This window comes from Allobacillus halotolerans (genome assembly GCF_018967645.1).
GTDB classification, from domain to species: domain Bacteria; phylum Bacillota; class Bacilli; order Bacillales; family Alkalibacillaceae; genus Allobacillus; species Allobacillus halotolerans.
On record NZ_JAHLZF010000010.1, the window covers coordinates 73,314 to 98,203 of the forward strand.

The window sequence follows — 24,890 nt, forward strand, 5'->3', positions numbered from 1 at the left end:
TGAACGAGGTGACTAAGTATGATTGGAAGAAATGACCCGTGTCCGTGTGGAAGTGGAAAAAAGTATAAAAAGTGTTGCTTGAATAAAGTTCAACAAGTGGCAGGGATGGTATCTCAAGGGATGTTTGAAGAAACCATCCAAGCGTTTCAACGAATGATTTTCGAAATTACAGAGAACTATACTCATTTATTGCCGACTCGGTTTGTGGATCTTGAAGACAATGACCTTGATTTTGTATATCAAGTTTCTAAGTTATTGAACGCGTTACGAAATGAGGAAAAGGGAGAAAGCAAATCTTATCTTGATCACGTTATCGCGCACCAGAAGAAAAAAGAACGACGGGAATCCGTCATCCGAAGTATGGATGAATGGCATAAGGTTGAGTCGTCATTTTTTGAAATTCTTGAAATGGAAAATGGTATCGCGCGTGCGAAAAATGTGTTCACCGAAGAAGAAACGTCGCTTCTTTTAGGATTCCATACAGACGACCCGGAGATAGACTGTGTTTTTGGACTCCCTGTACAGTGTGGTCCATATCAAATTTTTCCGCATGAACTAATAGAGATCATCGATGAAGAAATGGATCTTTTGAAACAATTGATTTCGTATGCGGCAGATGAAGAAGGACAAAGTATTGATGAATTTTTACGAACAACTGATTATATCTTTCCGGCAATTGATCATTTAGATGAAATGATGGAAGAAGCGACTGAAGATATGATTGGTTCATTTTCCTTGCTTCCGGAAGAAGAGGAAGTTTCGCAAGGGATTCGTCAGCTTCAGAAACCTGGAAATGAAGATGTCATTGATGAAATGATTGCTGAGTGGGAAAATATGGCACGTGTTAATTATATTCAAATCAATAAACCAGAACCAATAATTGCGGCTTTTGAATATGTTTACCGGGTAGACCTTTATCCAGAGGATTATAAAAAGGTGACACTCAAATTTTTAGCCGAAAAATATCAAACAACAACTGGGTCGATCAGTAATCGGAAAAAACAAATCGAGGAATATTTTGATGATAAAATGGAAATGGGATCGCCGATTATTACCCGACAATCTCCAGCAGCGGATTTTTCCAGTCCAGCAGAAGATATGTTTCGGGCGATGAACGAGCAAGTCTTTGAAGATGAGGAAGACATCGAGCGGTTTATTCAGAAATGGAATGAAACGGGCGGCGAACGGATGATTCCCGACAAATCAGAAGCCGAAAAATTGTTTGAGGAAGCGGTCCACGCACAATCCCAAGAGCAAAAAGAGACGCTTGAAAAAGTATTGAACCTTGAACCTGATTATATCGATGCACTCATTCTCTATTCATTTCACCTTTCATCTGATGAGAGAGAACGCTGTTTGACAGATGCAGTGAAAATCGGAGAAGAGAAATTCGATGATGAATTCGAGAAGGAAAATGCAGGCTCGTATTGGATGATGGTTGAAACAAGACCTTATATGCGAGCTTTATATGCATATGCGAAATATTTGATAGAAGTAAATAAGAAGGAAAAAGCAAGGGAGTACTTTGAGCGGATCATGTATTTAAACGAAAATGATAATCTTGGCGTTCGTTATGATTTGATTCCGTTACTGATCGAACTCGGAAAATTTGACCGAGCAGAAAAGTTGTTTGATGCGTTTCCAGAACAAACAACTGAAATGATGTATCACAAAGTGCTGTATGATTACAAGGCCGAAAAGCCAGAGAAAGAATTGAACCAATCAATCAAACAAGCCATTCAAGAAAATGAGCAAGTCATCGTCGTGATGGGCATTCTAGCCGATGTTCAGAGGGGCGGGAAAATCACCCCTGAGATTGGCCAAGCTGAATACGAAGCCTATCAATATGCGAGTCAGTATGCACAGTATTGGGACGAACCACTTCTGGAAAAAGTCAGAGAGATTCAATTTTAACCCACAAACTCACCAGGAATCTGGTGGGTTTTATTTTTTCTACCTAATTCATGGTTATAACGTCAATGAACTGAGTAAGGATAAGAAACGGTTGGTTGTCATTATCGACAATGCACACCATTTAATGAAATTTGGGTCGATTTCTAGTTGCCTGCAGCTTTTTATCTCGCCTGTTTAAAGGTGGGTTCTTTTTTGCGGGAGAGGGCTTGGATATGGACCCTTATTTGAAAAATATGAGCCAAGTAGACGAGAAATGTGCCAGAGTTTTGTTTATATGGTCCCATTTATAGGACATATGCGCCCATTCTTGAAATATATGTACCCAGTCTCAAAATATATGCTCCCTTAGGCGGAGAATTGTTTTCGGAGCCTTTGGAAACAATCCCACGTGAATTCGTCGCTTAATGTGAAGTTGTTGCTTCGGAAATGTACCCTAATTAGAAAAATATGAGCCAAGTAGATGAGAAATGTGCCCAAGTTTTGTTTATATGGTCCCATTGATGGGACATATGCGCCCATTCTTGAAATATATGTACCCAATTTCAAAATATATGCTCCCTTAGGCAGAGAATATTTTCGGAGCCCTTGGAATCTGATCCCACGTAAATTCACCCCCTATAGGGAAGTTATTGCTTCAGATATGCACCCTAATTTGAAAAATATGTGCCAACAGGATGAGATATGTGCCCGAGTTTTGGTGATATGAACCCATTCGAGGGATATATGCACCCATATTTGAAATATATACGACCAATCTCAAAATATATGCTCCCGCCCCCGGTATACATAGACTAGCCTCAAAAATATATGCCAAACCAAAATATATGCTCCGTGTCACATGAAATATGCGCCCATGCAACGGATATATGGGACCGAATTATGAATTTATGAACCCAACCTACGATTAAATGGTACCAATCTAGAATTTTATGTGAACAAATTGCAAATTTATGAGCCGAATCAGAATCTAATTGAACTTTTTTTCTGTTTTTTATGCTACGATATGGAATGGTTCATAATAAATCGTACATAAGCTGGGGAGAAGCAGGATGTATAAGAAATTTCGAATTAAATTATTTTTGACGATGATTGTTTTCGCTGTCATGATCGCTGGAACGATTGCTTTCGTGAATTTCAATGAATTGAAGAAACAAACGACACAAGATCACGAAGAGAAGATGCAGCATATTGAAGATATGGTGACTCAATCATTGGAAACGACGGAAAAAGCATATTATTTTCTTGATCAGGAGATCGCTGAACAGATGGAAAATATATCTGAACGGTTCGTTGAGAAATATCAACGTAATCCTGATTTCGATACATGGAATTTTGCTGAGTTGAAAAAAGAAATAGGAATGGATATCTATATCATCAATCAGGAAAATGAAATCACACATAGTAGTTTTGCCGATGATATCGGAATGGATTTTGATGATTGTTGTTCAAAGCTAGCTGTATTACTGGATCAGTACCGGATGAATGGAATTTTCCATCATGATGGAATGGAAGTTGAACAGAAAACCGGGAAAATAAAGAAATACAGTTACATGGGGACTCCAGATGGTAAGTATGTGATCGAGCTCGGGAATGATCTAGGTAATGAAGAGGTTTTTCATACGTTTAATTTTTTGGAGTATGAAGATCAATTGACACAAAAATTTGTGTCGGTCGAATCGGTACGAATACTGAATATATGGGGACTGGCCTATGGAATGGCACGGGAAGAAGCTGAGTTGAGCGGAGAGCGAAAGGAAGTTTTTTCACGAGCGTTGGGTTCCAACACGGAGCAAGAGATGAAGAAAGATGGATTCACTTATCGATATATTCCTTACCAATCGGAGTTTGATTCAGGTACATCGGAGAAGAAAGTGATCGAGTTGGTCATGAATCGAGATATGTTGACATCCGTATTAGATTCCCAGCGAAATAAATTTTTCTTGCAGATGACGGCGATTATCGTCATTGCTATATTGGTTGCGGCGCTTATTTCTCGGTGGGTGTCGATTCCGATGCATCTCGCTTTCCATGATGGTTTAACGAAATTGAAAAATCGCACGGCATTTGAGGAAGTGCTCAACCAATCACTTGCGAAACGTACAAATTATGCTTTTTTAATGATTGATTTGGATTATTTTAAATCGGTAAATGATTTGCTCGGTCATGAGGCTGGTGACCGGTTACTCAAAAAAGTTGCATTTGCGATTGAAGAAAATATACCTGAACAGGCTACTGCTTATCGGTATGGCGGTGATGAATTTGTTGTGATCATCAAGGATAGCAGTCGTGAAGAAGCGGTCGAGACAGCAAACCGAATCTTGAAATCTCTTGAAGAAGTTTTTGGGGACCATGAAATGTTGCGTCAGTTGAACGTGTCTGCGAGTATCGGTATTTCGCTATCTCCAGACCATGGAAAAAATGCATCATCACTATTTCGAAAAGCGGATGCAGCCCTATATCAATCGAAGGAAAAAGGGAAGAATCAATGGGGATTTTTAACACATGGAATAGAGGATGAATAGGAAAACTCCAGGTTAGTTATTGAAGTGACTAATCTGGAGTTTTTTAAATAAGCAATCTATGAAATTCTTTCTTCGGTTTCGTAATCAAAAAAGTGAATATGGTCTAAGTCGAAAGCTAATTTCATCGTGTCTCCTGCTTTGTAATCTGCATGGGAATCAACACGTGCCACCAATTCTTGCCCGGAAATTGTCGTATATACATAGCTTTCCGATCCCAATAATTCGACGACTCGAACAGTGGCTTCGAACGTTGCATAGTTGTCATCTAGACTTTCGCTGATATTTTCAGGTCGGATGCCTAAAATGATGGGTTTATTTTCGTAGCCACGTTCCTTCAAGGTTTGAAAGTGAGGTTCAGGGAGCAGAAATTTTGATTGACCGACGATAAAGTGACCGTCTACAATTGTCCCGTTTATGAGATTCATAGAAGGTGAACCGATGAATCCTGCGACAAATGTGTTTTTCGGATTGTCAAAGATTTCTTTCGGAGCACCGATTTGTTGAATTTCACCCTGATGCATCACGACTAATCGGGTGGCCATTGTCATTGCTTCAACCTGGTCGTGTGTTACGTAAATCGTTGTTGTCTGGAGCTCTTGATGGATTTTTTGAATTTCTGCACGCATTTGAACACGTAATTTCGCATCCAAATTGGAGAGCGGCTCATCCATCAAAAATACTTTTGAATCGCGGACGATTGCTCTTCCTAAAGCGACGCGTTGACGCTGACCGCCAGATAAAAATTTCGGCTTACGATTCAAAAATGGTTTTAAGTCGAGAATTTGCGCAACATGTTTAACGCGCTCATCAATCTCTTTTTTCGAAAACTTTCGAAGCTTTAATCCAAACGCCATGTTCCCATAAACGGTCATATGTGGGTATAAAGCATAATGTTGAAAAACCATCGCGATATCGCGGTCCTTAGGTGAAAGATCATTCATTCTTTTTTCATCGATATAAATATTTCCTGATGAAGGATTTTCTAGTCCTGCAATCATACGTAATGTCGTTGATTTGCCGCACCCGGATGGACCTACGAGAACGATGAACTCTTTATTGTGTATATGTAAATTAATGTTATTGACCACAACGTTTTTTCCATCATAGGATTTTGACAGATTTTCTAACCGAAGCTCAGTCATATGTATTCTCCTCCGTCGTTACTTGTATTTATTTTAACGTATTTGTTTGAATGCCGCCTAGTATAACCCTGTACTTTCAAGCTTCTATCTACTAAAATTAAATGAAACAATTCGTACGAGGTGAATCTGAGATGGATAAAAATATTGGTTTTATCGGCAGTGGAAAAATGGCACAAGCCATGATTGGTGGGATGTTGGAATCACGAATGGTCAATAAGGATCAAATTTTTGCATCGGCATTGACGACCCGCACAATCAATTGGATGGAAGAGCGATACGGGATTGAAATGTTTAAAGATAACAAGAAGGTCGCTTCAGAAAGTGATTATTTATTTTTTGCAGTGAAGCCGTATGTTTATCCAGAAGTGATTGAAGAAGTAAAAGGACATTTAAAGAAGGGTGCGATCATCATCACTATCGCACCAGGTGTTTCGATTAAAGACATTACCGACGTATTCGGGGAGCAAACAAAAGTTGTGCGCAGCATGCCGAATACACCTTCATTTGTCGGAGAGGGCATGACCGTTATTAGCCCAAACGAACTCGTATCAGATGAAGAACAAGGTGAGGTCATTAAAATATTCGAAGCTTTCTCCCAAGTGGAAGTGATGGAAGAAAAGCAAATGGACGCGATTCCTGCAGTATCCGGTTCATCCCCAGCATATGTTTATGTCATGATTGAAGCGATGGCAGATGGCGCGGTGAAACAAGGAATTCCGCGAAGACAGGCGTATCGCTTGGCCAGTCAAGCCGTTCTGGGTGCCGCGAAAATGGTGCGCGACACCGACATTCATCCAGGAGAACTGAAGGACCAAGTATGTACACCGAAAGGCACGACGATCAAAGCCATTGCAGCGTTGGAAGAAAACGGATTCCGTAACAGTATCATTAAAGCGATGGATGCGACGAGAGAAGAATAATATCAGGTGGCGCGCTCTTCAGAAATTGAATGAAGAGCGCGTTTTTTTTGTGGGTTTATCGTGATTGCTTTGAGCGGTTAAGGTAATTCTTTGAACGTTCACTTGCGTACTTTGAACGGTTATCCACACCGTTTGAACGGTCGTGTTTATCTTTTGAACGTTGAGCGCTCTTGTTTGAACGCTGCCGCGCACCGTTTGAACGTTGAGCGCTCTCATTTGAACGGTCCCGCGCGTTATTTGAACGTTGAGCGCTCTCATTTGAACGATCACGTACATTATTTGAACGTTAAACAAACTCTTTTGACCGCTTAACGCTAAACACGCTCGCTATAGCCGAATCAAAATTCAAACACCTTCTGATCAATCGTAAATTTCTCCATTGCCTCATAATCGATGTCAAATCCAATTCCAGCACCCGTTGGCACAGTGATTTCGCCGTTTTGGACGGTTACTTCGGGTGTAATAATGTCTTGCTCCCAATAAAGTGCGGAGGCTGCGGTGTCACCGGGGACGGTAAAGTTCGGCAGGCTTGTGAGTGCGATGTTGTGCGCTCGTCCAACGCCTGCTTCAAGCATGCCGCCACACCAAACGGCAATTCCTTTTTCGGCGCAATAGTCGTGGATGCGTTTGGCTTCGGTCAGTCCGCCGACGCGTCCGATTTTGATGTTGACGACTTGGCAGCTTCCGAGTTCAATCGCCTTCCGAGCGTCTTCAAATGAGTTGATGCTTTCATCTAAACAGATCGGTGTTTCGATCGCTTGTTGCAACATAGCGTGATCGACAATATCATCATGACCGAGTGGTTGTTCGATCATCATCAAATCGAGCGTATCCAATTGCTTCAAATGTGCCATATCTTCTAGGGTGTAGGCAGAATTGGCATCAACCATCAATTGCGCATCCGGAAATTCTCTCCGCACCTCGGTCAGTGGATCGATGTCAAAGCCGGGCTTGATTTTTAGTTTTATCCGCTTATAGCCGGCATCTAATTTTTCTTGGACGCGGTCGAGCAATTCATCGGTCGTAGGTGCAATACCGAGACTAATCCCGACATCAATCGTTTCTTGACTACCCCCGAGCGCTTCACTCAACGAAATGTTTTTTCTTTTGGCATAAAGGTCCCACACCGCGCCTTCAATGGATGCTTTCGCCATGTTATTCCGTCGGATGACTGCAAAGCGTTCGGTTACTTCACGCGGATGATCGATTGGTTTTTCCGTCAATAATGGGATTAGAAAATCAATGAGCATATGCTCTGTCGTTGCGACGGTTTCCTCTGTATACCAAGGTTCTGTGAAGGCTACGGATTCGCCATAACCACGGTTGCCCTCAGCATCTTCTGTTTCTATGATAAAAAGTTCTTTATTTTGGAGTGTGCCAAAACTCGTTTGAAATGGATTTTTCATACGCATACGTAATTTATGTAATGTGATTTTTTGAATCGGGATCATGGAATGACTCCTTTAAACAATCAGTTATTTTCTCCATTTTATCATATCTCCAATGTGTTAAAATGACAGAAAAGGGAGCGAGTCAGATGAAGACATTATTGTTAACCGGTTTTGAACCGTTTTTGAATTTCAGTGAAAACCCGACGATGAATATTGTTGAAAATCTTCATGGAATAGAAATAGCTGGGTACCAGGTGATCGGCAAAAATTTGCCGGTTGATTATGAAAAAAGTGGCAATGCGATGATCGAATTGATGGATGAAGTGGGGCCAGATGCTGTTGTATCTTTAGGTCTTGCAGGTGGAAGAAACCAACTAACGCCTGAGCGGATTGCGATTAATTGTAATGAGTCCGATCAACCAGATAATGCAGGGAACAAGCCGCGGGGCGAGCGAATACATACGGAAGGACCCGATGGCATTTTTTCGACATTACCGATTCAGCAAATGGTCGACCGCTTGCATGAAGCAGGGTATCCCGCGAAAATATCCAATTCAGCTGGAACTTATTTGTGTAATCATGTCATGTACAGAGCGCTTTATTACTTTCAACAAAATAAACAACAAGCGCCAGCAGGGTTTATTCATATCCCGGCTTCACATCAATTAGCTGTCGAGCATGGACGGATTCCAAGTTGGTCTCAAGCGGATTTACAAGAAGCCGTTCGAATTTGTTTGTCATGTCTCGAACAATAGAGGGGGAGCGTTATGGGTGAAATTATCTCATTTGTATTGTTGCTAATGGGCACATTACTGCTAATGTGGAAAGATCTAAAAAGGCTAAAATTCCGCGAATGGATTGGTTTCATTATTAGTCTTGTGACAGCTGTCGCGGTTGGTGTCATCATTATTTACTTTTTCGGCAATTGGATTTTGGATATGATCGATCATGCTACACTGCATTGGATTCTCAGCTGGGGCATTGCCATTTTTGGTGTGGTCATTGCATCTTATATCTATTTCAAGTTGACTCAAAAATTTACGCATGGAAAGTTATAAACCGGTGCGCTTCTAAGTTCATGATGATTGAAAAAAGAGCGATCAGGGAATAGTATTCTAAAACGGCAAAAAAGGTGTGTCCCTGATGCGGTGGATTTTTCGAATGTTATTTCGTGTATTTTTAGCTAAGAAATTATATAACAAAATTCGAGGCAGAAAATAACGAGGTGATTGCATGAGTGAACTAGAAGGTTTAGATGGTACAGTGAATGTTTATGTCAATGGAAAAGAAGTTGAAGTGTTTATGGGTGCACGGGTGAGAGATGCACTCATGACTTATGATCAAGAAGCATTCAGTGAGCATTTGCAAGGTGAAATCCGAATCGAAGACCAAGATGGACACCGACTGAGTCCACAGGAACGTGTGGCAAACGGTGCACAATACTTTATTGATGAAAAATAATGTTGTTCAAAAAGCTTCAATAGCCAGAAATTGCTGTTGAGGCTTTTTTTATATCCTCGAGCTTTGTCAATAATCAGAAAAAAATGTATACTTGAGTCAAAAAAGATTGAAAGGGAGATTTTTATGGCTCGGAAAGGGTTGGTCGAACGGATTAAACGAATTGGACCAGGAACGATTGTCGCAGCAGCGATTGTCGGGCCGGGAACGGTGACGACGGCCTCATCTGTTGGTGCGGAATTTGGTTACATACTCATTTGGGCGCTCGTCTTCTCCGTCTTGGCGACGATGTTTTTACAAGAAATGACAACTCGGCTGGGCGTCGTATCTCGAATGGATCTAGGCGCTGCGTTTCGAAATCAATTTCAGAATCCGATTTTGAAAACGGCTACAATCCTGTTGATCATTTCAGCGATTTTCGTCGGGAATGCGGCATACGAAGCGGGTAACATTACTGGTGGAGCCATTGGTGTGGCTGCACTGACGGACACGCCAGTTTCTTACTGGTCGATTATTATAGGTGTGATTGCTGCATTGCTTTTATGGTTTGGAAATTATCAAATGATTGAGCGTGTCTTTATTGTATTAATAGCCGTTATGAGTTTTAGTTTTATTCTCACGGCAATTGTCATCAAACCGGATATCGGCGAGATTTTTGGTGGGTTTGCTCCTGAAATTCCCGACGGGGCAGCAATTTTAGTGATCTCTTTAATCGGGACAACGATTGTACCTTATACGCTTTTCTTACAATCGGCAACGGTGCAAGAACGGTATGAAGGAAAAGAGCGTTTAGGCGATAGCCGTTTTGATATTATTTTTTCAATGGTCATCGTCATGGTAGTTACCGTTTCGATCATCGTGACGGCAGCGGTGGCTTTTCCGCTTGGAACAAATATCGAAAATCCGATTGATATGGCAGACCAATTGGAGCCACTGCTAGGTACGTGGGCAAAATATGTTTTCGGGATTGGTATTTTTGCAGCAGGGATCACTTCAGCGATGACGGCACCACTTGCTGCAGCTTATGCGACAACTGGAGTGCTCGGTTGGAAACAAAACCTGAAATCCTATAAATTCCGTGCCATTTGGTTGTTCATATTAATCACAGGTGTCGTGTTTGCTAGTATGGGCTATAGTCCAATACAGCTCATCGTATTCTCTCAATATGCGAACGGACTCATTTTGCCGATTATCGTTCTTTTCTTGATGTTCGTCATGAACAATAGTCGAATGCTCGGCGAAAATACAAACCGAACATGGCTAAATATTGTCGGATGGATTATATTTGCGATTACGTTATTGCTGACGTTAAATAGTTTTGAAATTATTTAATGAGGGTTAGAGGGAGCCATGTCAGTTCACGTGACTGGCATGGTTCTTTATACAAATTTCGAGAAGAGGTTTGCTGATGTATTTTCCGTCCAAAAATGACTTGCTTTTTTTCTTGATATTCTGGGGAATTATTTTGTTTTTAGTCGGCGTTTATTTTGTAGGTGGCGAACCTAGTGGCTTTCAGCTAATCGCGTATGACAGTTTAATCGGCATCATCATTAACGTATTACTGATTGGATTTTTGCTATGGATTTGGTTTGGTACGGGTTATTTAGTAGAGGACGGAAAGATCGTTATACGTTCAGGACCGTTTAAAACAACCGTGCCAATCGGTGAAATTAAAAAGTTAAGTAAAACCAAAAACCCATTTTCAGCACCGGCCTTATCGATTGATCGGATGGAAATATTATATGGACATTATAAGGTCGCGTTAATCTCTCCAGATCATGAAGAAAAGTTCGTTGTGATGTTATTGGAAGAAAATCCGCGGATTGAATTGGATGAGAAATTAAAGAATCACATAGAGTTATGATGGTTCCATCGGGAAAAAAGAGAAACGACATAATGAAATAGAATTTCACTCCAGTTAATTTTTTGACTGGAGTGATTTTTTGTTGTTGGCGGCTGAAGTAAGGTGATTTTAGCGGCCGTATATGCGACCATCTTTTGAAAATATGCCCCCTATATGTCGCAATATGTACCCGGTTTCTACACATATGCGACCGGCCAGACGATATATGAGCCCGTGAGCAGAATATATGTGCCCACTTTTCATTTATATGTGCCCAATCAGATCCCAGAGGAACCGATCTGGATGATGTAGATATATGCGCCCAACCTCAGGAAATATGGGTCTATCCTAGTGTGTTATGCCCCCGTTTTCTACATATATGCGCCCGACCAAGCGAGATATGAGCCCGCGAGCAGATTATATGCTCCCACTTTTCATTTATATGCGCCCAATCAGATCCCTGAGGAACCGATCTGGATGATGTAGGTATATGCGCCCAACCTCAGGAAATATGGACCTATCCTGGCGTGTTATGCCCCGTTTTCTACACATATGCGACCGACCAGGCGATATATGAGCCCGCCGGCAGAAAATATGCTCCCACTTTTCATTTATATGCGCCCAATCAAATCTCAGAGGAACCAACCTGGTTGATGTATATATATGCCCCATACTATAAGTAATTCCTTTCAGAATTTTAACAATCAACTGCTAAATAAAAATAAATTTCACAAAATATTGTTGAAATTTGATATTTTATTTTATACAATGAATATATAGTACTTAGCTTAAGTGTAAGTCTTTTTTTAAAACCACTTTTGAAAAGGCTTTCATATTAAGTAGGAAGGTATGAACATGGATATGCTAACGAAGCTTACGACAGAAAGACAAAACCAAAAATCTTTGCAACTCGATCAGATGCCGGTCCGTGAAATTCTTCAGCTGATGAATGAAGAGGATCGTTTGGTTGCTGATGCGGTTGCCAAGGAGCTACCTTCAATCGAGCAAGTGATTGAAAAAGTTTGCGAAAGTTTTCAAAACGGAGGGAGGTTATTTTACGTTGGTGCCGGAACGAGTGGACGGATTGGGATTTTAGATTCGGTTGAATGCCCGCCGACATTCAGTACTCCGCCGGAACAAGTACAAGCGGTCATGGCTGGCGGTCAGCAAGCGTTTCTCGTAGCTGTAGAGGGTGCTGAGGATCAAGAAGTGAATGGCAGGAATGATTTATCTCAAAGAAACTTGACTGAAAACGATGTCGTGGTCGGTATTGCGGCAAGTGGCCGCACGCCTTACGTGATCGGCGCGCTGAAATTCGCAAAGGAAATTGGAGCAACAGCGGTCAGTCTCGCGAGTAATCAAAAGAGTGAAATCAGTCAATATGCCGATTACTCTATTGAAGTAGAAACAGGTCCGGAAATTTTGACGGGCTCGACTCGGTTAAAAGCAGCTACCGCTCACAAAATGGTATTGAACATGATTTCAACCATTTCCATGGTCAAGGTGGGGAAGGCTTATAAAAATTACATGGTCGATGTCAAAGCGTCTAATCATAAACTTCGCGAGCGCGCAAAATCGATTGTGGCAGAAGCCGCTGATGTTCGGTACGAAGAAGCGGAAGCTGTTTTACAAGAAACAGAATTTCAAGTGAAGCCGGCAATCGTCATGATCATGACAAATCAAACTTATGAATCTGTGAAACTTGCATTGAAGGCGTCGAATGGATTCGTCAAAGAAGCGATTCAACAATTGCTGAAACAGTAGGTGATAATGATGGAATTACAAAAAGAAATCCAGACCATCACTGATTCTTTTCTAACAGAAAACTATTTTAATACAGTCGATCTCTTATTCAAGCAGGCTAATCACGAAATGGTTCGGCTGTCTTACTCGGATGGCAGGTGGATCAATGAACCGTCTAATCTATTGATTTTTGATTTGGCGAGTCTGACAAAAATCGTCACGACGACGGGGATTCTCAGATTAATCACAGAGAAGAAGCTATCACTCGATTCAACATTAGCTGAGCATTTACCGCTACCGAAGTCGCTTATAGGAAAAATCGGACACATCACGATTGAAGAACTATTAACACACTCATCCGGTTTGAGGGCATGGTATCCATTTTATAGTCTACAAACGAGAGATTTTTTGGAAGCTTTAACCCAAATGGAACTCACACATAATCAAGAGAAAAAAACGGTTTATAGTGACTTGAATTTCATGTTATTGGGTGAAGTAATCCAAGCAATTACAGATATGCGTCTAAATGATTTTGTGAATAGCGAAATCGTAAAACCTTTAGAACTTCGGACATTAACCTACGGGCCTGTAACGAATGACAAGACCGTTATACAGACAGAGTTCGGGAACCAGACAGAGAGAAAAATGTGTTCCGAACGCAATACTTCCTTCGATGGTTGGAGAGATTTCGATCAAGCCATGAAAGGCGAAGTGAATGATGGCAATGCTCATTATTTTTTCGGTGGTCAAGCAGGCCATGCAGGGTTATTTGGAAGTATAGATGATTTACAAAAAATACTAGATTTATATAGAAAAGGGGGACTACATAAAGGAACCGTCTTTATTGAGCAAGAGTTAGTCGACCGATCGCTTTGCTCGTTAATCGAACAAAGAGGACTCGGTTGGCATTCGGGTGAACCATTTCCGACTGGAGTTGGTCATACAGGATTTACAGGAACATCGATTTGGCTTGACCGAACCAATGAGCTGACGGGGATTATTTTAACGAACCGCTTGAATGAATCGACACCAAAGAACATTAATCCTTATCGCTTGCAGGTACATCAAAAAGTAGTGGATTCGATTCAAAAATACTAGGAGGTAGGAACTCTTGAAAAACAAAAAAATTCTTTTGGCTTTGTTTGCGATTACATTCATGATGTTGCTTGTGGCTTGTGGAGGAAGCGATGATGAAGGATCGTCCGGTGAAACAGATACGGAAAAAACGGAAGATACAAATACAGAAACGGAAGAAGGCAATGAAGAAGAATCGTCTGGAGAGCAAGTGTTGAAAATTGCGAACGATCAAGAACCGGCAGGACTTGATCCACATATTACACCAGCACATTCATCCGTTCGTGTTTATTCAAAAATTTACAGTACGTTAGTGCGTTTCGATGAAAACATGGAAATTACTTCAGATCTTGCGAAAGAGTGGGACTGGAAAGACGATACGACACTTGTTTTCCAATTAAGAGAAGGTGTCACTTTCCATAATGGAGACGAAGTGACAGCAGAAGATGTCATTTATAGTTTTGAGCGTATTTTAGATGAAGAAACGGGTTCACATATTGCTTCTTATCTTGGTTCGATCGATAGCATGGAAGCAACGGACACTTACGAAGTTACGTTCCACTTAGCAAGTCCGGATGCAACACTGTTAACGAATCTGACAAACTCTAGTGCAGCGATCGTCAATCAAGCAGTTGTTGAAGAAAATGGTGACTTGCAGCAGGTTGCAGTAGGAACAGGACCATTCAAATTGGAAGAATGGGTTCCAGATAACCGTGTAACGCTATCCAAAAACGAAGATTATTATGTTGAAGGACAGCCAGCAGTAGACAAACTGGAATATTACACAATGGTTGAAGAAGCTTCTAGATTATCAGCGGTGCGTACGGGTGAAGTCGATATGACTACTGTTACCGCACAATCGGCTGAGCTTTTGGAAAACGAAGAAAACGTCAATGTGATGGATTTTCAAACATTGGAATATAGCTATGTTGGTTTTGATATGAACCACGAAATCTTAAGTAATCAAAAGGTCCGCCAAGCACTAAGTCTTGCGACGAACCGTGAAGCGATTGCGGATATCGTATGGAATGGCCAGGCGACAGTCAGTGGTCCGATTGCACCATCTATGGGGAACTGGTCGATCGATGTGAAAGAACATGATCTTTATTCAAATGATCTTGATCAAGCACGTCAGTTATTGGAAGAAGCGGGCTATGGTGACGGCTTTGAAATTGAAATCACTGCAGCTTCTACGTATGCTGACATGATTGATACGGCTCAGATTCTACAGCAACAGTGGGCAGAAATCGGTGTCGATGCATCCATTAAGCAAGTTGAATGGGGCGAGTACATCGACATTTGGTCAAATACTTCTGCTGACGTTCTTGTCGGAAGAAACGGTTCCGGAAGTGACCCAGACCGTGCAATGAACTACTTCTTTAATTCTGAAGGTTCTGCAAACGTATGGGGTTATGCGGATGAAGCGTATGATGAAATCGTTACAAATGGTAAAACAACGATTGATGATGAAAAACGTCAAGAAATCTATGTAGAAGCACAAAATCATCTATTGGAACAGTCTCCAAACTTATTCTTAGTTTCTCCGAAGAACTATGTGGCTGTTCGGGACTCTGTTGAAAACTATCAACCATACCCGCACAATGCTGAATATATTGTAGAAACAACGAAGAAATAAGTTCATTATTCAATTGACCGAGCAACTCGAGTAGATTTACAAAATGTTGGTTGCTCCGGGTTAAAAAAGAATGAGAGGCTGCTTATTGATAAGCAGCCTCATCTTTCTACTTAAGGGTGAGATTCATGTACGCATATATAATTAGAAGGCTTCTCATGATTATTCCAGTGTTGTTTGGTGTCTCGGTCGTTATTTTCTTTACGCTTCGAGTCATCCCGGGAGATGTTGCACAAACAATTCTCGGGACAAGCGCTACAGAAGAATCATTAGCAGCACTACGTAATAAATTTGGTCTTAATATGCCGTTGTATGAGCAATATTTTACATGGATGTCCGGTGTGCTTGTCGGGGATTTCGGTGTATCCATGCGGACTGGGGCAGAAATTCTGCCGGAAATTTTAAGCCGCTTTGCGATCACGTTTGAATTGACCATTTTAGCAGCCTTCATTTCATGGATTATTGCTATTCCACTCGGCATTATTGCTGGGGTGAAACGGAATACAAAAACGGACTTCTCCGTTCGGATCATTTCCTTATTAGGTGTGTCCGTTCCAAACTTTGCGTTGGCAACAATCTTAATCTTAGTTCTGTCACTTAGCTTCAATTACAGCCCGCCAGTCGGATATGTCGGTTTTTTCGAAGATCCAGTAAAGAATCTACAAATCCTTTTCTTACCTGCCTTTGTGCTTGGAACAGGAATGGCTGGAGCAGTCATGCGGATGACCCGATCGTCCATTTTGGAAATATTGCGGCAAGATTTCATTCGTACTGTACGCGCTAAAGGTGTGAGGGAGCGAGTGGTCATTTTCAATCATGCTTTTAAAAATGCGCTGATTCCGATTTTAACGATTATCGGGATGCAAATTGGCGTTTTACTCGGTGGTACGGTCATCATTGAACAGATTTTCTCTTTACCGGGATTAGGCCAAATGGTGTTAACCGGTATTAACCAACGTGACTTTACCGTCGTGCAAGGGGCTATTTTATTTATTGCTTTTGTTTTTGTCCTGATTAATTTGCTCGTTGACTTACTCTATTCTTATTTAGATCCGAGAATATCGTACAAATAGTCTAGCATGGATGAGTCTTAAGAAAGTGGGATTCGAATGAGAGATTTTACACGAAAAATAATAGAAGACAAAGTGGGGCTCGTCGGTCTGATCGGTGTTTTGCTTGTTGTCTTGTTGGCTATTTTCGCGCCGATCATCGCGCCTTATGCGCCGGATAAAATGCACACGCTGCATACGATGGAAGGGCCGAGTTCCCAGTTTCTTTTCGGTACCGATGAATTTGGTCGCGACATTTTTTCCCGTGTCGTTTATGGTGCGCAAGTTTCCTTGCAAGTCGGCTTGATCGCCGTTGGAATCGGAGCATTTTTTGGCTTGTTGTTCGGTTTGTTGGCTGGTTTCTTTCAAGGGAAAATCGACCAGTTTATCATGCGGATCATGGATATCTTTTTCGCTTTTCCGGATATTCTTTTAGCCTTGACGATTGTCGCGGTATTAGGACCGAGCTTGACGAACACGATGATTGCGATCGGTATTGTGTTTACGCCGGTTTTCACCCGTTTGATCCGTTCAGCAGTGTTGACCGTTAAGGAAAATGAATACATTACCAATGCAGAAGCGGTTGGAGTCAGCAATACGAAGATTATCGTCAAACATATTGCACCGAACGTAATGGCGCCGTTCATCGTACAAATTACCCTCGCTTTATCAGGTGCCATTTTAACAGAAGCCGGTTTAAGCTTTTTAGGCTTAGGTGTTCAGCCACCGGATCCTTCATGGGGCGTCATGCTGAATGAGAGTCGCTCTTATATGGAAATTGCGCCATGGATGATGGCGTTCCCCGTGACGGCAATCATCATTACAATTTTCTGTTTTAATCTATTGGGTGATAGTTTACGAGATTTGCTCGATCCGAAGTTAAAACAATAACTTTTTGATAAAGGATGAAAAACATGTCGAAGTTAGGAATCGGTTTGATGTCAGGTACCTCTCTCGATGGAATTGATGCAGTTCTCTGCCGGGTTAATGGCACAGGCTTTGAAACTGAGCTGGAAGTGCTTGATGCCTATAGTATTTCTTATACCGACGCAGAGAAACAAAAAATCATGGCTTTATGCGATGAAGAGACGGCACGCGTGGATGAGATTACGGCGATGAATTTTTATTTGGCGGAAAAGTTCAGTGAAGCGGTTTTGCAACTCGTCGATCAATCGGATTATTCGTTAAAGGATATTGATTTTATTAGCAGTCATGGACAAACAATCTATCATTTGCCGGATGAAGGGAAAAATGAGTTTCAACCGAAAAGCACACTACAAATCGGTGATATTTCGGTTATTTCTGAGCGAACAGGCTTGCCGGTCGTTGGCGACTTTCGGACTGCCGATATGGCAGCAGATGGACAAGGTGCACCGCTTGTATCTTTCTTGGATTACGTATTTTTCAAAGATGAAAAGAAATCACGTGCTTTGCAGAATATCGGTGGCATCGGGAATGTGACATATCTTGGCCGTGGTGATGACCAGCAGCTGACTTCGTTTGATACAGGGCCTGGCAATATGGTGATCGATGAAGTGGTTTATCGGTTGTCGGAGAAAACGTTAACCTATGACAAAAACGGTGAGTGGGCTGCGAAAGGACAAGTGAATAACGCGTTCGTCGATGAATTAATGCAGCATGATTATTTCTCACGGAAACCACCGAAGACGACCGGCCGTGAAGTGTTTGGAAAAGCCTATGTCGATGGTGTCATGAACCGGGCAGAAGCGATGAATCTATCAGCGGATGACCTCGTTGCCAGTGTGACGGCTTGGACGGCGAAAACCATTGCGAACAGCTATAACGATTTCATTTTATCGGCGAATAAACCACTTGATGAAGTCATTGTTTCAGGTGGAGGCGGACATAACGAAACGCTTCTCCGATTTTTACAAGATGATTTACCAGAGCAGCGTGTCACCACAATCGATGAGTTCGGAATTTCTAGCGATGTGAAGGAAGCTGCGGCGTTTGTCGTATTCGGCTATCATTTCTTACAGGGAAAAACCAATACAATCCGTGAGTTTACCAATGCGGACCATGAAGTCATTATGGGTAAGCTGAGCTACACACAACCACAAGCGTTCGAAAAGGTTCTTTCCATAAGGGGGAGTTAGCGTGGAAAGTTTGTTGGAATTGAAAGATGTTTCCATAGATTTTCAGTCGAAACGAAAATCATTTAACATCATCAAAAATATTAATCTAAAGATTGACCGGAAAATGAAGTATGGCATTGTCGGTGAATCAGGCAGTGGCAAAAGCTTGACTTCCTTGGCAGTGATGAATCTATTATCGGATAATCTATCGATCGGTCAAGGCGAAATTATTTTACGGACTGAAGAAGAAAAAGTGCTGAATCACTTAAGCAAAAAGGCAATGCGCGACGTTCGCGGTGAAGACATTGCGATGATTTTCCAAGAGCCGATGACAGCGTTAGATCCGCTTTATACGATTGAATACCAAATCATTGAAGTGTTAAAATATCACCGCAAAATGAGTAAAAAAGAAATGCGTGAAAAAGCGATTGCGATGCTGACGAGTGTTGGTATTTCTCGACCGGAGAAAATCATGGACGATTATCCGCACCAGTTATCTGGAGGGATGCGGCAGCGGGTAATGATTGCGATGGCGCTGATTACAGAACCGAAGCTGTTGATTGCCGATGAACCGACAACCGCGCTGGATGTCACCATTCAAGCGCAAATCCTCGACTTAATGAATGATTTAACCGAAGAACATGGCACGTCCATTTTAATGATCACACACGATCTAGGCGTTATTTTGGAGACGTGTGACCGGGTTGCCGTTATGTATGCGGGTCAAGTGGTGGAAGAGTCTACGGTCAAAAATGTGTTTGACAACCCGCAACATCCTTATACGCAAGGATTACTGAAATCGATTAAAACATTAGGCGACCGTTCTGAAAAGCTTTATTCCATTCCAGGTAATGTCCCGACACCAGATGAATATCAAGAGCTCGGTTGTCGGTTTGCAACGCGCTGTCCATTTGCTTTCGATAAATGTTTCAGCGAAGAGCCACCAGCATTTCAAGTAGGGGCAGATCAAACGAGCAAGTGTTGGCTTCACGATGAGGAGGCAAATCCGAATGAGTAATCAGCCAGTTGTTTTGGAAGTGAAAAATTTAAAGAAGCATTTCCCGATTAAAGGGGGAGTCTTTAAAACAACCCAAGGCTACGTCAAAGCCGTCGATGGCATTTCTTTTTCCATTAAAGAGAATGAGACGTTTTCGATCGTCGGAGAAAGTGGTTGTGGGAAGTCGACGGCCGGTCGAACCATTTTGCGTTTGTTGGAACCGACAGAAGGAGAAGTTTGGTTCAATGGTGAAAATCTATATGATATTAAAAAACGGGCATTTCGGAAAAAGCGGAAAGATTTTCAACTGATTTTCCAAGATCCTTATAGTTCCTTGAATCCAAGAATGACGGTCCAAGAGTTATTGGTCGAGCCATTATTGACGCATGATTTATGTTCGAAAAAAGAAGCGATTGAAAAAGCCAAGGAAATGGTTGACCGTGTCGGTTTATCGGAAAAACATTTAAGTAGATTTCCACATGAATTCAGTGGTGGTCAACGACAGCGGATCAGTATCGCACGGGCGTTGATCGTTCATCCGAAATTGGTCATTCTTGATGAAGCTGTTTCGGCATTGGATGTGTCTGTGCAATCGCAAATTTTAAATCTATTAATAGACTTGCAGGAAGAGTTTGAACTCACGTATATTTTTATTTCGCACGACTTGAACGTTGTCAAGCATTTAAGTGACAGGGTCGGTGTCATGTATTTAGGACAAATGATGGAGCTGGCAAAAACGGACGATCTATATAAGGAGCCGCTGCATCCATATACGAAGGCTTTGTTGTCAGCAATTCCGAATCTGTCGACGACTGAGAAAAAAGAACGGATCATCTTACAAGGTGACGTTCCAGACCCTTCTAATCCACCTTCTGGCTGTCCGTTTCGCTTGAGATGCCCTGCCGCCCATGACCGCTGTGTGACGGAAAATCCAGTTTTCCAAGAAGTAAAGAATGACCATTGGGTTGCCTGTCATTTATATGATGAAAAATAGCTGAAGAAGGAAAGGGATACTGATGAATTCAGGGTTACTGATTGTGAAAGAAATGATGGAGAAGCTGCCGAATTCGGAGAAAAAAATTGCTCACTATATATTGGAACATCCGCAAGATACGGTTTCAATGACGGTGACAGAACTCGGGAAAAAAAGCGGAACAAGTAGTGCGGCCGTTATCCGCATGTGCAAATCATTGAAATTAAAAGGATTTCAAGATCTGAAATTGCGCATTGCGGGTGACTTGCAACGCCAACAACCAGTAGAAGAAAGAGACATTAATCGCAATGAATCGATTGATTCCATCTTGCAAAAGGTGACGACGATCAGTCAACAAACGATTCAAGAAACGGCAGATTTGCTGGATGTCGATCAACTAAGAAAAGCCGTTGAGGTCATTTTGAACAGCCGAAACGTCCACTTATATGGAGTTGGCGCTTCTAGTATTGCTACCTATGACGCTCAGCAAAAGTTTTTGCGTATTAACCGGAATGCATTTGTGTTTTCGGATTTACATATGGCTGCGACGACCATTGCCAATGGGACAGCAGAAGATACATTGATGGCTATTTCTTTTTCTGGAGAGACAAATGAAGTCATAAAATCTTTGCAAATTGCCAAGGATTCCGGAATGAAGACGATCAGCTTGACGAAGTATGGTGACTCGACGGTGGCCCGTTTGGCGGATATTAACTTATTTACTTCAGCGACAAAGGAAGCGAACTTCAGAAGTGGTGCGACATCTTCTCGACTCGCCCAACTTCATGTCATCGATATTTTATTTATGTGTGTCGCTTCAAAAACATTTGATGAAACGATCGAATACTTGGATTCAACACGACAAGTGATCCGTTCGTTGTATGAATAAGTAGAGGTTGTTTCGGTTGCGAACGTGATTACGTACTTATTTTAAAGGAGAGATTATATGTTATCTCCAGCGATCATTCAAGAATTTGAACAGTTATGCGGGAAAGAAAATGTCCAGCATTCAAGCGCCTCGAAGCTCGCTTACTCGTATGATGCGACAGCGAATTTCCAATCGTTGCCGGACTTGATCGTCTCGCCTCGGAATACAGAGGAAGTATCCGGGATTGTGAAGCTTTGTCAAAAACATGAGATTCCGATTGTTCCGCGTGGATCGGGAACAAATTTGGCTGCAGGTACGACTCCGACGATGGGCGGTGTCGTTCTTTTATTTCGGCATATGAATCAGATACTCGAACTCGATGAAGAGAATTTGACGGTGACCGTGCAGCCTGGCGTGATTACGGATGAAATGAATGCGTTTGTTGAGGAAGAGGGATTGTTTTACCCGCCTGATCCGAGCTCTGGAAAAATTTCGACACTCGGTGGCAATATCAGTGAAAATTCAGGTGGATTGCGTGGCTTGAAATACGGCGTGACGAAAGATTATGTGTTAGCACTTGAAGTTGTTTTACCGAGTGGGGAAGTGATTCGAACCGGTGGAAAATTGGCCAAAGATGTTGCGGGGTATGACTTGACGAGTTTAATGGTCGGTTCTGAAGGCACACTTGGCATCGTGACGGAAGCGATCCTTAAGTTAGTTCCAAAGCCTACGCATAATGAAACTTTATTGGCTGTGTTTGATTCATTGGAAAAAGCGGCCGAGACGGTTTCTGCGATTATCGCCGCTAAAATTATTCCGGCCACACTCGAGTTTATGGATCAGGGAACGATTCAAGTCGTGGAAGGTTATAAACAAATTGGTTTGCCACTTGATGCGGAAGCGATTTTGTTAATTGAACAGGATGGGCCTGAAGAAGTTGTCGGTTCTGACATGGCAACCGTGTTAACGATTTGTGAGCAATACGGTGCAAGAGAAATCTCCAAGGCGAAAAATGAACAGGAAGCAGAAGATTTACGACGTGCGCGAAAGGATGCGCTGTCTTGCCTAGCGCAACTGACGCCAACGACAATGCTTGAGGATGCGACGGTTCCGCGTTCAGAAATTGCGCCGATGGTCCGTGAAATTATTCGGATTGCTGAAAAATATGACGTTCGGATCCATACATTCGGTCATGCGGGTGATGGGAATTTACATCCAACTGCCGTAACCGATGCGCGAGATGAAGATGAAATGAAGCGTGTGGAAGAAGCGTTTGCCGAGATTTTCGAAACAGCCGTCAACATGGGAGGAACGATTACCGGTGAACACGGTGTTGGCGAAATGAAATCATCCTATCTGGAATGGAAGGTCGGTCCAGGTGGATTGGCTGTCATGCGAGGCATTAAGCAGGCCATTGATCCGAATAACATCATGAATCCAGGAAAGATGTTTGCGAAGTCGACGAGAAAACGGGTGGTGGTTCACAATGGCTGAAGCCCAATTACACGTTCGGATCCAAGAAGGATTCCAACAAGAAGTTGAAGAAGAAAAGCTGCTGGATTGCATGCGGTGTGGTTTTTGTTTGCCGGCTTGTCCGACTTATTTGCATTCGAATTTCGATGAAACGCAGTCACCGCGTGGGCGAATCGCCTTGATGAAAGCTGTTCGTGATGGGATGCTTCCATTTGATGATTCAATTGAGGAATCGCTTGATCTATGTTTAGGTTGCCGCGCGTGTGAACCGGCTTGTCCGGCTGGTGTCGAGTATGGTTCATTGCTGGAAAGTGCTCGCAATGTCATTCAACGTGAGAAAAAGCATTCAGTGACGGAAAAAGTTGCCCGCTATGGAGCGTTCAAGCATTTATTTAAAAACCAGCGGACAATGGAACGGACGACAGGCTTAATCCGGTTTTATCAAAAATCAGGGATTCAAGCATTGACGCGTAAAACAGGGGTTCTTTCTTTGTTTCCATCGATCATGAAAGATATGGAAGCGATTTTGCCAATTTTAAATAAGAGCGAGATCAAAAAAGGACATACGTACCAAAGTACAAAGAAAACGACAAAGGTCGCCTTTTTTACCGGATGTATGATGGATACGATTTTTTCTGAAACGAATCAGTCAACAGTCGAGCTGTTGCGAAAGTTAGGCTGCGATGTTTGGGTGCCAGAGAATCAAGTGTGCTGTGGTGCGTTACAAGGGCATAGTGGCGAACTTGACTTGGCGCGTGAGAATGCGATTCGTAATATCGAGGCCTTCCTTGCTGAAGATGTCGATTATATTGTGAACAACGCAGGGGGTTGCGGAGCGTTTTTATCTGAGTATGATCATTTACTGAAAGATCATCCAGAGTTGTTGGAAAAAGCTAAGGCTTTTTCCGAGAAAACCATTGATGTATCAACGCTGATCGAAAAACTCGGTGTTACCGGACGTTCATTGAAATTAAAAGACGGTCGCCAAGCGGTCATTACTTATCAGGACTCCTGCCATTTACGAAACGTCAATCGAGTTGTGGATGAACCGAGACAGATCATGCAATCGATTGATGGCGCGAGGTACGTGGAATTATCAACCGCCGACCAATGCTGTGGATCAGCCGGGATTTATAATCTGATTCATACCGAAATGGCAATGCGCATACTCGATTCAAAAATGGAGGACGTCAAAGAAACCGAAGCTCAATTTTTATTGACCTCCAATCCGGGATGCCTCTTACAAATGAAACTCGGTATAGAAAAAGCCGGCTTGTCTGATCAGATGGAAGCCATGCATCTCGTCGATTTTTTGACTGAGTATGTTGTGGTGGAGTGATACGGCTTGGCGTGCGGGTGAGGGGTGCGAGGCACAGGGCGCATATATTTCAGATTCGGGCCTATAAATTGTTGTGGCGGGCGCATAAATCCCATAACAGGTCGCATATTTGCATGGAGTGGGAGCATATCCATGTTTGGTGGGCGCATATATCCAAGGTTAGGGCACATATCCCAGCTTACTCTCATCAAATACAGCTAAGCTTGTCACAGGGAGCATATATTTCAGATTCGGGCCCATAAATAGCCGAGATGGTCGCATAAATCCCGTAACAGGTCGCATATCCGCATGGAGTGGGAGCATATCCACAATCAGTGGTCGCATATATTCAGAAGTAGGGAGCATATCCCAGCGCACCCTCATCGAATACAGCTGATTAGTCAAGTCCATTATTATGTGTAAATTCTCTCAAGTGATTTCAACGGGTAAAACAGCCTATTCATCTTTGACATCTG

General features: G+C 42.3%; 22 protein-coding genes. 19 read left to right on the forward strand and 3 right to left on the reverse strand.

Annotated features, from left to right (window positions below):
• Nucleotides 1-18 precede the first annotated feature (18 nt).
• Together KQ486_RS08225 and KQ486_RS08230 are read left to right on the forward strand one after the other, a co-directional pair.
• On the forward strand, nt 19-1,914 hold the full coding sequence (locus KQ486_RS08225) for an SEC-C metal-binding domain-containing protein (protein WP_216687346.1): 1,896 nt from the start codon (nt 19-21) through the stop codon (nt 1,912-1,914).
• Between the two features lie 1,049 nt (nt 1,915-2,963).
• Complete coding sequence (locus KQ486_RS08230; RefSeq protein WP_216687347.1) at nt 2,964-4,436, forward strand: GGDEF domain-containing protein; 1,473 nt, start codon at nt 2,964-2,966, stop codon at nt 4,434-4,436.
• A 56-nt stretch (nt 4,437-4,492) separates the two neighbouring features.
• On the opposite strand, the gene KQ486_RS08235 is transcribed toward KQ486_RS08230, so the two are convergent.
• Complete coding sequence (locus KQ486_RS08235) at nt 4,493-5,578, reverse strand: ABC transporter ATP-binding protein (protein ID WP_216687348.1); 1,086 nt, start codon at nt 5,576-5,578, stop codon at nt 4,493-4,495.
• A gap of 131 nt (nt 5,579-5,709) precedes the next feature.
• Between KQ486_RS08235 and proC the strand changes: the two genes are divergently transcribed.
• Nucleotides 5,710-6,498, forward strand: coding sequence for a pyrroline-5-carboxylate reductase (gene proC / locus KQ486_RS08240; RefSeq protein WP_216687349.1), 789 nt, complete (start codon nt 5,710-5,712; stop codon nt 6,496-6,498).
• A gap of 338 nt (nt 6,499-6,836) precedes the next feature.
• On the opposite strand, the gene menC is transcribed toward proC, so the two are convergent.
• Entirely contained in the window at nt 6,837-7,949 is a 1,113-nt protein-coding gene (menC, locus tag KQ486_RS08245; RefSeq protein ID WP_216687350.1) for an o-succinylbenzoate synthase, read from the reverse strand.
• 86 nt (nt 7,950-8,035) lie between these two features.
• Here menC and KQ486_RS08250 point away from each other — a divergent pair, with 86 nt between their 5' ends.
• The 16 genes from KQ486_RS08250 (at nt 8,036) to KQ486_RS08325 (ending at nt 24,435) form a co-directional block, all read left to right on the forward strand.
• Nucleotides 8,036-8,644 (forward strand): pyroglutamyl-peptidase I, encoded by a 609-nt coding sequence (locus KQ486_RS08250; RefSeq protein ID WP_216687351.1) that lies wholly within the window; start codon nt 8,036-8,038, stop codon nt 8,642-8,644.
• A gap of 12 nt (nt 8,645-8,656) precedes the next feature.
• The gene (locus KQ486_RS08255; RefSeq protein WP_144161725.1) at nt 8,657-8,947 is read left to right on the forward strand and encodes a hypothetical protein; all 291 of its coding nucleotides are present in this window, start codon (nt 8,657-8,659) and stop codon (nt 8,945-8,947) included.
• 175 nt (nt 8,948-9,122) lie between these two features.
• The gene (locus tag KQ486_RS08260) at nt 9,123-9,350 is read left to right on the forward strand and encodes a hypothetical protein (protein ID WP_144161722.1); all 228 of its coding nucleotides are present in this window, start codon (nt 9,123-9,125) and stop codon (nt 9,348-9,350) included.
• Nucleotides 9,351-9,473: 123 nt separating this feature from the next.
• Nucleotides 9,474-10,679: an Nramp family divalent metal transporter gene (locus KQ486_RS08265; RefSeq protein ID WP_216687352.1), complete on the forward strand. Its 1,206-nt coding sequence runs from the start codon at nt 9,474-9,476 to the stop codon at nt 10,677-10,679.
• A 76-nt stretch (nt 10,680-10,755) separates the two neighbouring features.
• Complete coding sequence (locus KQ486_RS08270) at nt 10,756-11,211, forward strand: PH domain-containing protein (protein ID WP_216687353.1); 456 nt, start codon at nt 10,756-10,758, stop codon at nt 11,209-11,211.
• Nucleotides 11,212-12,051: 840 nt separating this feature from the next.
• Nucleotides 12,052-12,954 carry an N-acetylmuramic acid 6-phosphate etherase gene (murQ, locus tag KQ486_RS08275; protein WP_375713326.1) on the forward strand — a complete coding sequence of 301 codons (903 nt, stop codon included), beginning with the start codon at nt 12,052-12,054 and terminating at the stop codon, nt 12,952-12,954.
• Nucleotides 12,955-12,963: 9 nt separating this feature from the next.
• The gene (locus tag KQ486_RS08280) at nt 12,964-14,031 is read left to right on the forward strand and encodes a serine hydrolase domain-containing protein (protein ID WP_216687355.1); all 1,068 of its coding nucleotides are present in this window, start codon (nt 12,964-12,966) and stop codon (nt 14,029-14,031) included.
• Between the two features lie 13 nt (nt 14,032-14,044).
• Nucleotides 14,045-15,643, forward strand: a complete 1,599-nt coding sequence (locus tag KQ486_RS08285; RefSeq protein WP_216687356.1) for an ABC transporter substrate-binding protein — start codon at nt 14,045-14,047, stop codon at nt 15,641-15,643.
• A gap of 125 nt (nt 15,644-15,768) precedes the next feature.
• The gene (locus tag KQ486_RS08290) at nt 15,769-16,713 is read left to right on the forward strand and encodes an ABC transporter permease (RefSeq protein WP_216687357.1); all 945 of its coding nucleotides are present in this window, start codon (nt 15,769-15,771) and stop codon (nt 16,711-16,713) included.
• A 36-nt stretch (nt 16,714-16,749) separates the two neighbouring features.
• Nucleotides 16,750-17,580 carry an ABC transporter permease gene (locus tag KQ486_RS08295; RefSeq protein WP_216687358.1) on the forward strand — a complete coding sequence of 277 codons (831 nt, stop codon included), beginning with the start codon at nt 16,750-16,752 and terminating at the stop codon, nt 17,578-17,580.
• A 23-nt stretch (nt 17,581-17,603) separates the two neighbouring features.
• A complete protein-coding gene (locus KQ486_RS08300) occupies nt 17,604-18,806 on the forward strand; it encodes an anhydro-N-acetylmuramic acid kinase (RefSeq protein ID WP_216687359.1) in 1,203 nt (400 codons plus the stop codon).
• Nucleotide 18,807: 1 nt separating this feature from the next.
• Nucleotides 18,808-19,803, forward strand: coding sequence for an ABC transporter ATP-binding protein (locus KQ486_RS08305; RefSeq protein WP_144161695.1), 996 nt, complete (start codon nt 18,808-18,810; stop codon nt 19,801-19,803).
• On the forward strand, nt 19,796-20,776 hold the full coding sequence (locus tag KQ486_RS08310) for an ABC transporter ATP-binding protein (RefSeq protein ID WP_246569248.1): 981 nt from the start codon (nt 19,796-19,798) through the stop codon (nt 20,774-20,776). The genes KQ486_RS08305 and KQ486_RS08310 overlap by 8 nt, the downstream gene beginning before the upstream one ends.
• A gap of 22 nt (nt 20,777-20,798) precedes the next feature.
• On the forward strand, nt 20,799-21,644 hold the full coding sequence (locus KQ486_RS08315) for a MurR/RpiR family transcriptional regulator (protein ID WP_144161690.1): 846 nt from the start codon (nt 20,799-20,801) through the stop codon (nt 21,642-21,644).
• Nucleotides 21,645-21,701: 57 nt separating this feature from the next.
• The gene (locus tag KQ486_RS08320) at nt 21,702-23,117 is read left to right on the forward strand and encodes an FAD-binding oxidoreductase (protein ID WP_144161687.1); all 1,416 of its coding nucleotides are present in this window, start codon (nt 21,702-21,704) and stop codon (nt 23,115-23,117) included.
• Nucleotides 23,110-24,435 carry a (Fe-S)-binding protein gene (locus KQ486_RS08325; RefSeq protein WP_216687360.1) on the forward strand — a complete coding sequence of 442 codons (1,326 nt, stop codon included), beginning with the start codon at nt 23,110-23,112 and terminating at the stop codon, nt 24,433-24,435. The genes KQ486_RS08320 and KQ486_RS08325 overlap by 8 nt, the downstream gene beginning before the upstream one ends.
• A gap of 159 nt (nt 24,436-24,594) precedes the next feature.
• On the opposite strand, the gene KQ486_RS08330 is transcribed toward KQ486_RS08325, so the two are convergent.
• Nucleotides 24,595-24,780: a hypothetical protein gene (locus KQ486_RS08330; RefSeq protein WP_216687361.1), complete on the reverse strand. Its 186-nt coding sequence runs from the start codon at nt 24,778-24,780 to the stop codon at nt 24,595-24,597.
• Nucleotides 24,781-24,890: the final 110 nt, after the last annotated feature.

What these genes read in the sequence shown, in the direction of transcription:
- KQ486_RS08225 (WP_216687346.1), top strand. Translation starts at nt 19, where the DNA reads ATGATTGGAAGAAATGACCCGTGTCCGTGTGGAAGTGGAAAAAAGTAT.
- KQ486_RS08230 (WP_216687347.1), top strand. Translation starts at nt 2,964, where the DNA reads ATGTATAAGAAATTTCGAATTAAATTATTTTTGACGATGATTGTTTTC.
- KQ486_RS08235 (WP_216687348.1), bottom strand. Translation starts at nt 5,578, where the DNA reads ATGACTGAGCTTCGGTTAGAAAATCTGTCAAAATCCTATGATGGAAAA.
- proC (WP_216687349.1), top strand. Translation starts at nt 5,710, where the DNA reads ATGGATAAAAATATTGGTTTTATCGGCAGTGGAAAAATGGCACAAGCC.
- menC (WP_216687350.1), bottom strand. Translation starts at nt 7,949, where the DNA reads ATGATCCCGATTCAAAAAATCACATTACATAAATTACGTATGCGTATG.
- KQ486_RS08250 (WP_216687351.1), top strand. Translation starts at nt 8,036, where the DNA reads ATGAAGACATTATTGTTAACCGGTTTTGAACCGTTTTTGAATTTCAGT.
- KQ486_RS08255 (WP_144161725.1), top strand. Translation starts at nt 8,657, where the DNA reads ATGGGTGAAATTATCTCATTTGTATTGTTGCTAATGGGCACATTACTG.
- KQ486_RS08260 (WP_144161722.1), top strand. Translation starts at nt 9,123, where the DNA reads ATGAGTGAACTAGAAGGTTTAGATGGTACAGTGAATGTTTATGTCAAT.
- KQ486_RS08265 (WP_216687352.1), top strand. Translation starts at nt 9,474, where the DNA reads ATGGCTCGGAAAGGGTTGGTCGAACGGATTAAACGAATTGGACCAGGA.
- KQ486_RS08270 (WP_216687353.1), top strand. Translation starts at nt 10,756, where the DNA reads ATGTATTTTCCGTCCAAAAATGACTTGCTTTTTTTCTTGATATTCTGG.
- murQ (WP_375713326.1), top strand. Translation starts at nt 12,052, where the DNA reads ATGCTAACGAAGCTTACGACAGAAAGACAAAACCAAAAATCTTTGCAA.
- KQ486_RS08280 (WP_216687355.1), top strand. Translation starts at nt 12,964, where the DNA reads ATGGAATTACAAAAAGAAATCCAGACCATCACTGATTCTTTTCTAACA.
- KQ486_RS08290 (WP_216687357.1), top strand. Translation starts at nt 15,769, where the DNA reads ATGTACGCATATATAATTAGAAGGCTTCTCATGATTATTCCAGTGTTG.
- KQ486_RS08295 (WP_216687358.1), top strand. Translation starts at nt 16,750, where the DNA reads ATGAGAGATTTTACACGAAAAATAATAGAAGACAAAGTGGGGCTCGTC.
- KQ486_RS08300 (WP_216687359.1), top strand. Translation starts at nt 17,604, where the DNA reads ATGTCGAAGTTAGGAATCGGTTTGATGTCAGGTACCTCTCTCGATGGA.
- KQ486_RS08310 (WP_246569248.1), top strand. Translation starts at nt 19,796, where the DNA reads ATGAGTAATCAGCCAGTTGTTTTGGAAGTGAAAAATTTAAAGAAGCAT.
- KQ486_RS08315 (WP_144161690.1), top strand. Translation starts at nt 20,799, where the DNA reads ATGAATTCAGGGTTACTGATTGTGAAAGAAATGATGGAGAAGCTGCCG.
- KQ486_RS08320 (WP_144161687.1), top strand. Translation starts at nt 21,702, where the DNA reads ATGTTATCTCCAGCGATCATTCAAGAATTTGAACAGTTATGCGGGAAA.
- KQ486_RS08325 (WP_216687360.1), top strand. Translation starts at nt 23,110, where the DNA reads ATGGCTGAAGCCCAATTACACGTTCGGATCCAAGAAGGATTCCAACAA.
- KQ486_RS08330 (WP_216687361.1), bottom strand. Translation starts at nt 24,780, where the DNA reads ATGCTCCCTACTTCTGAATATATGCGACCACTGATTGTGGATATGCTC.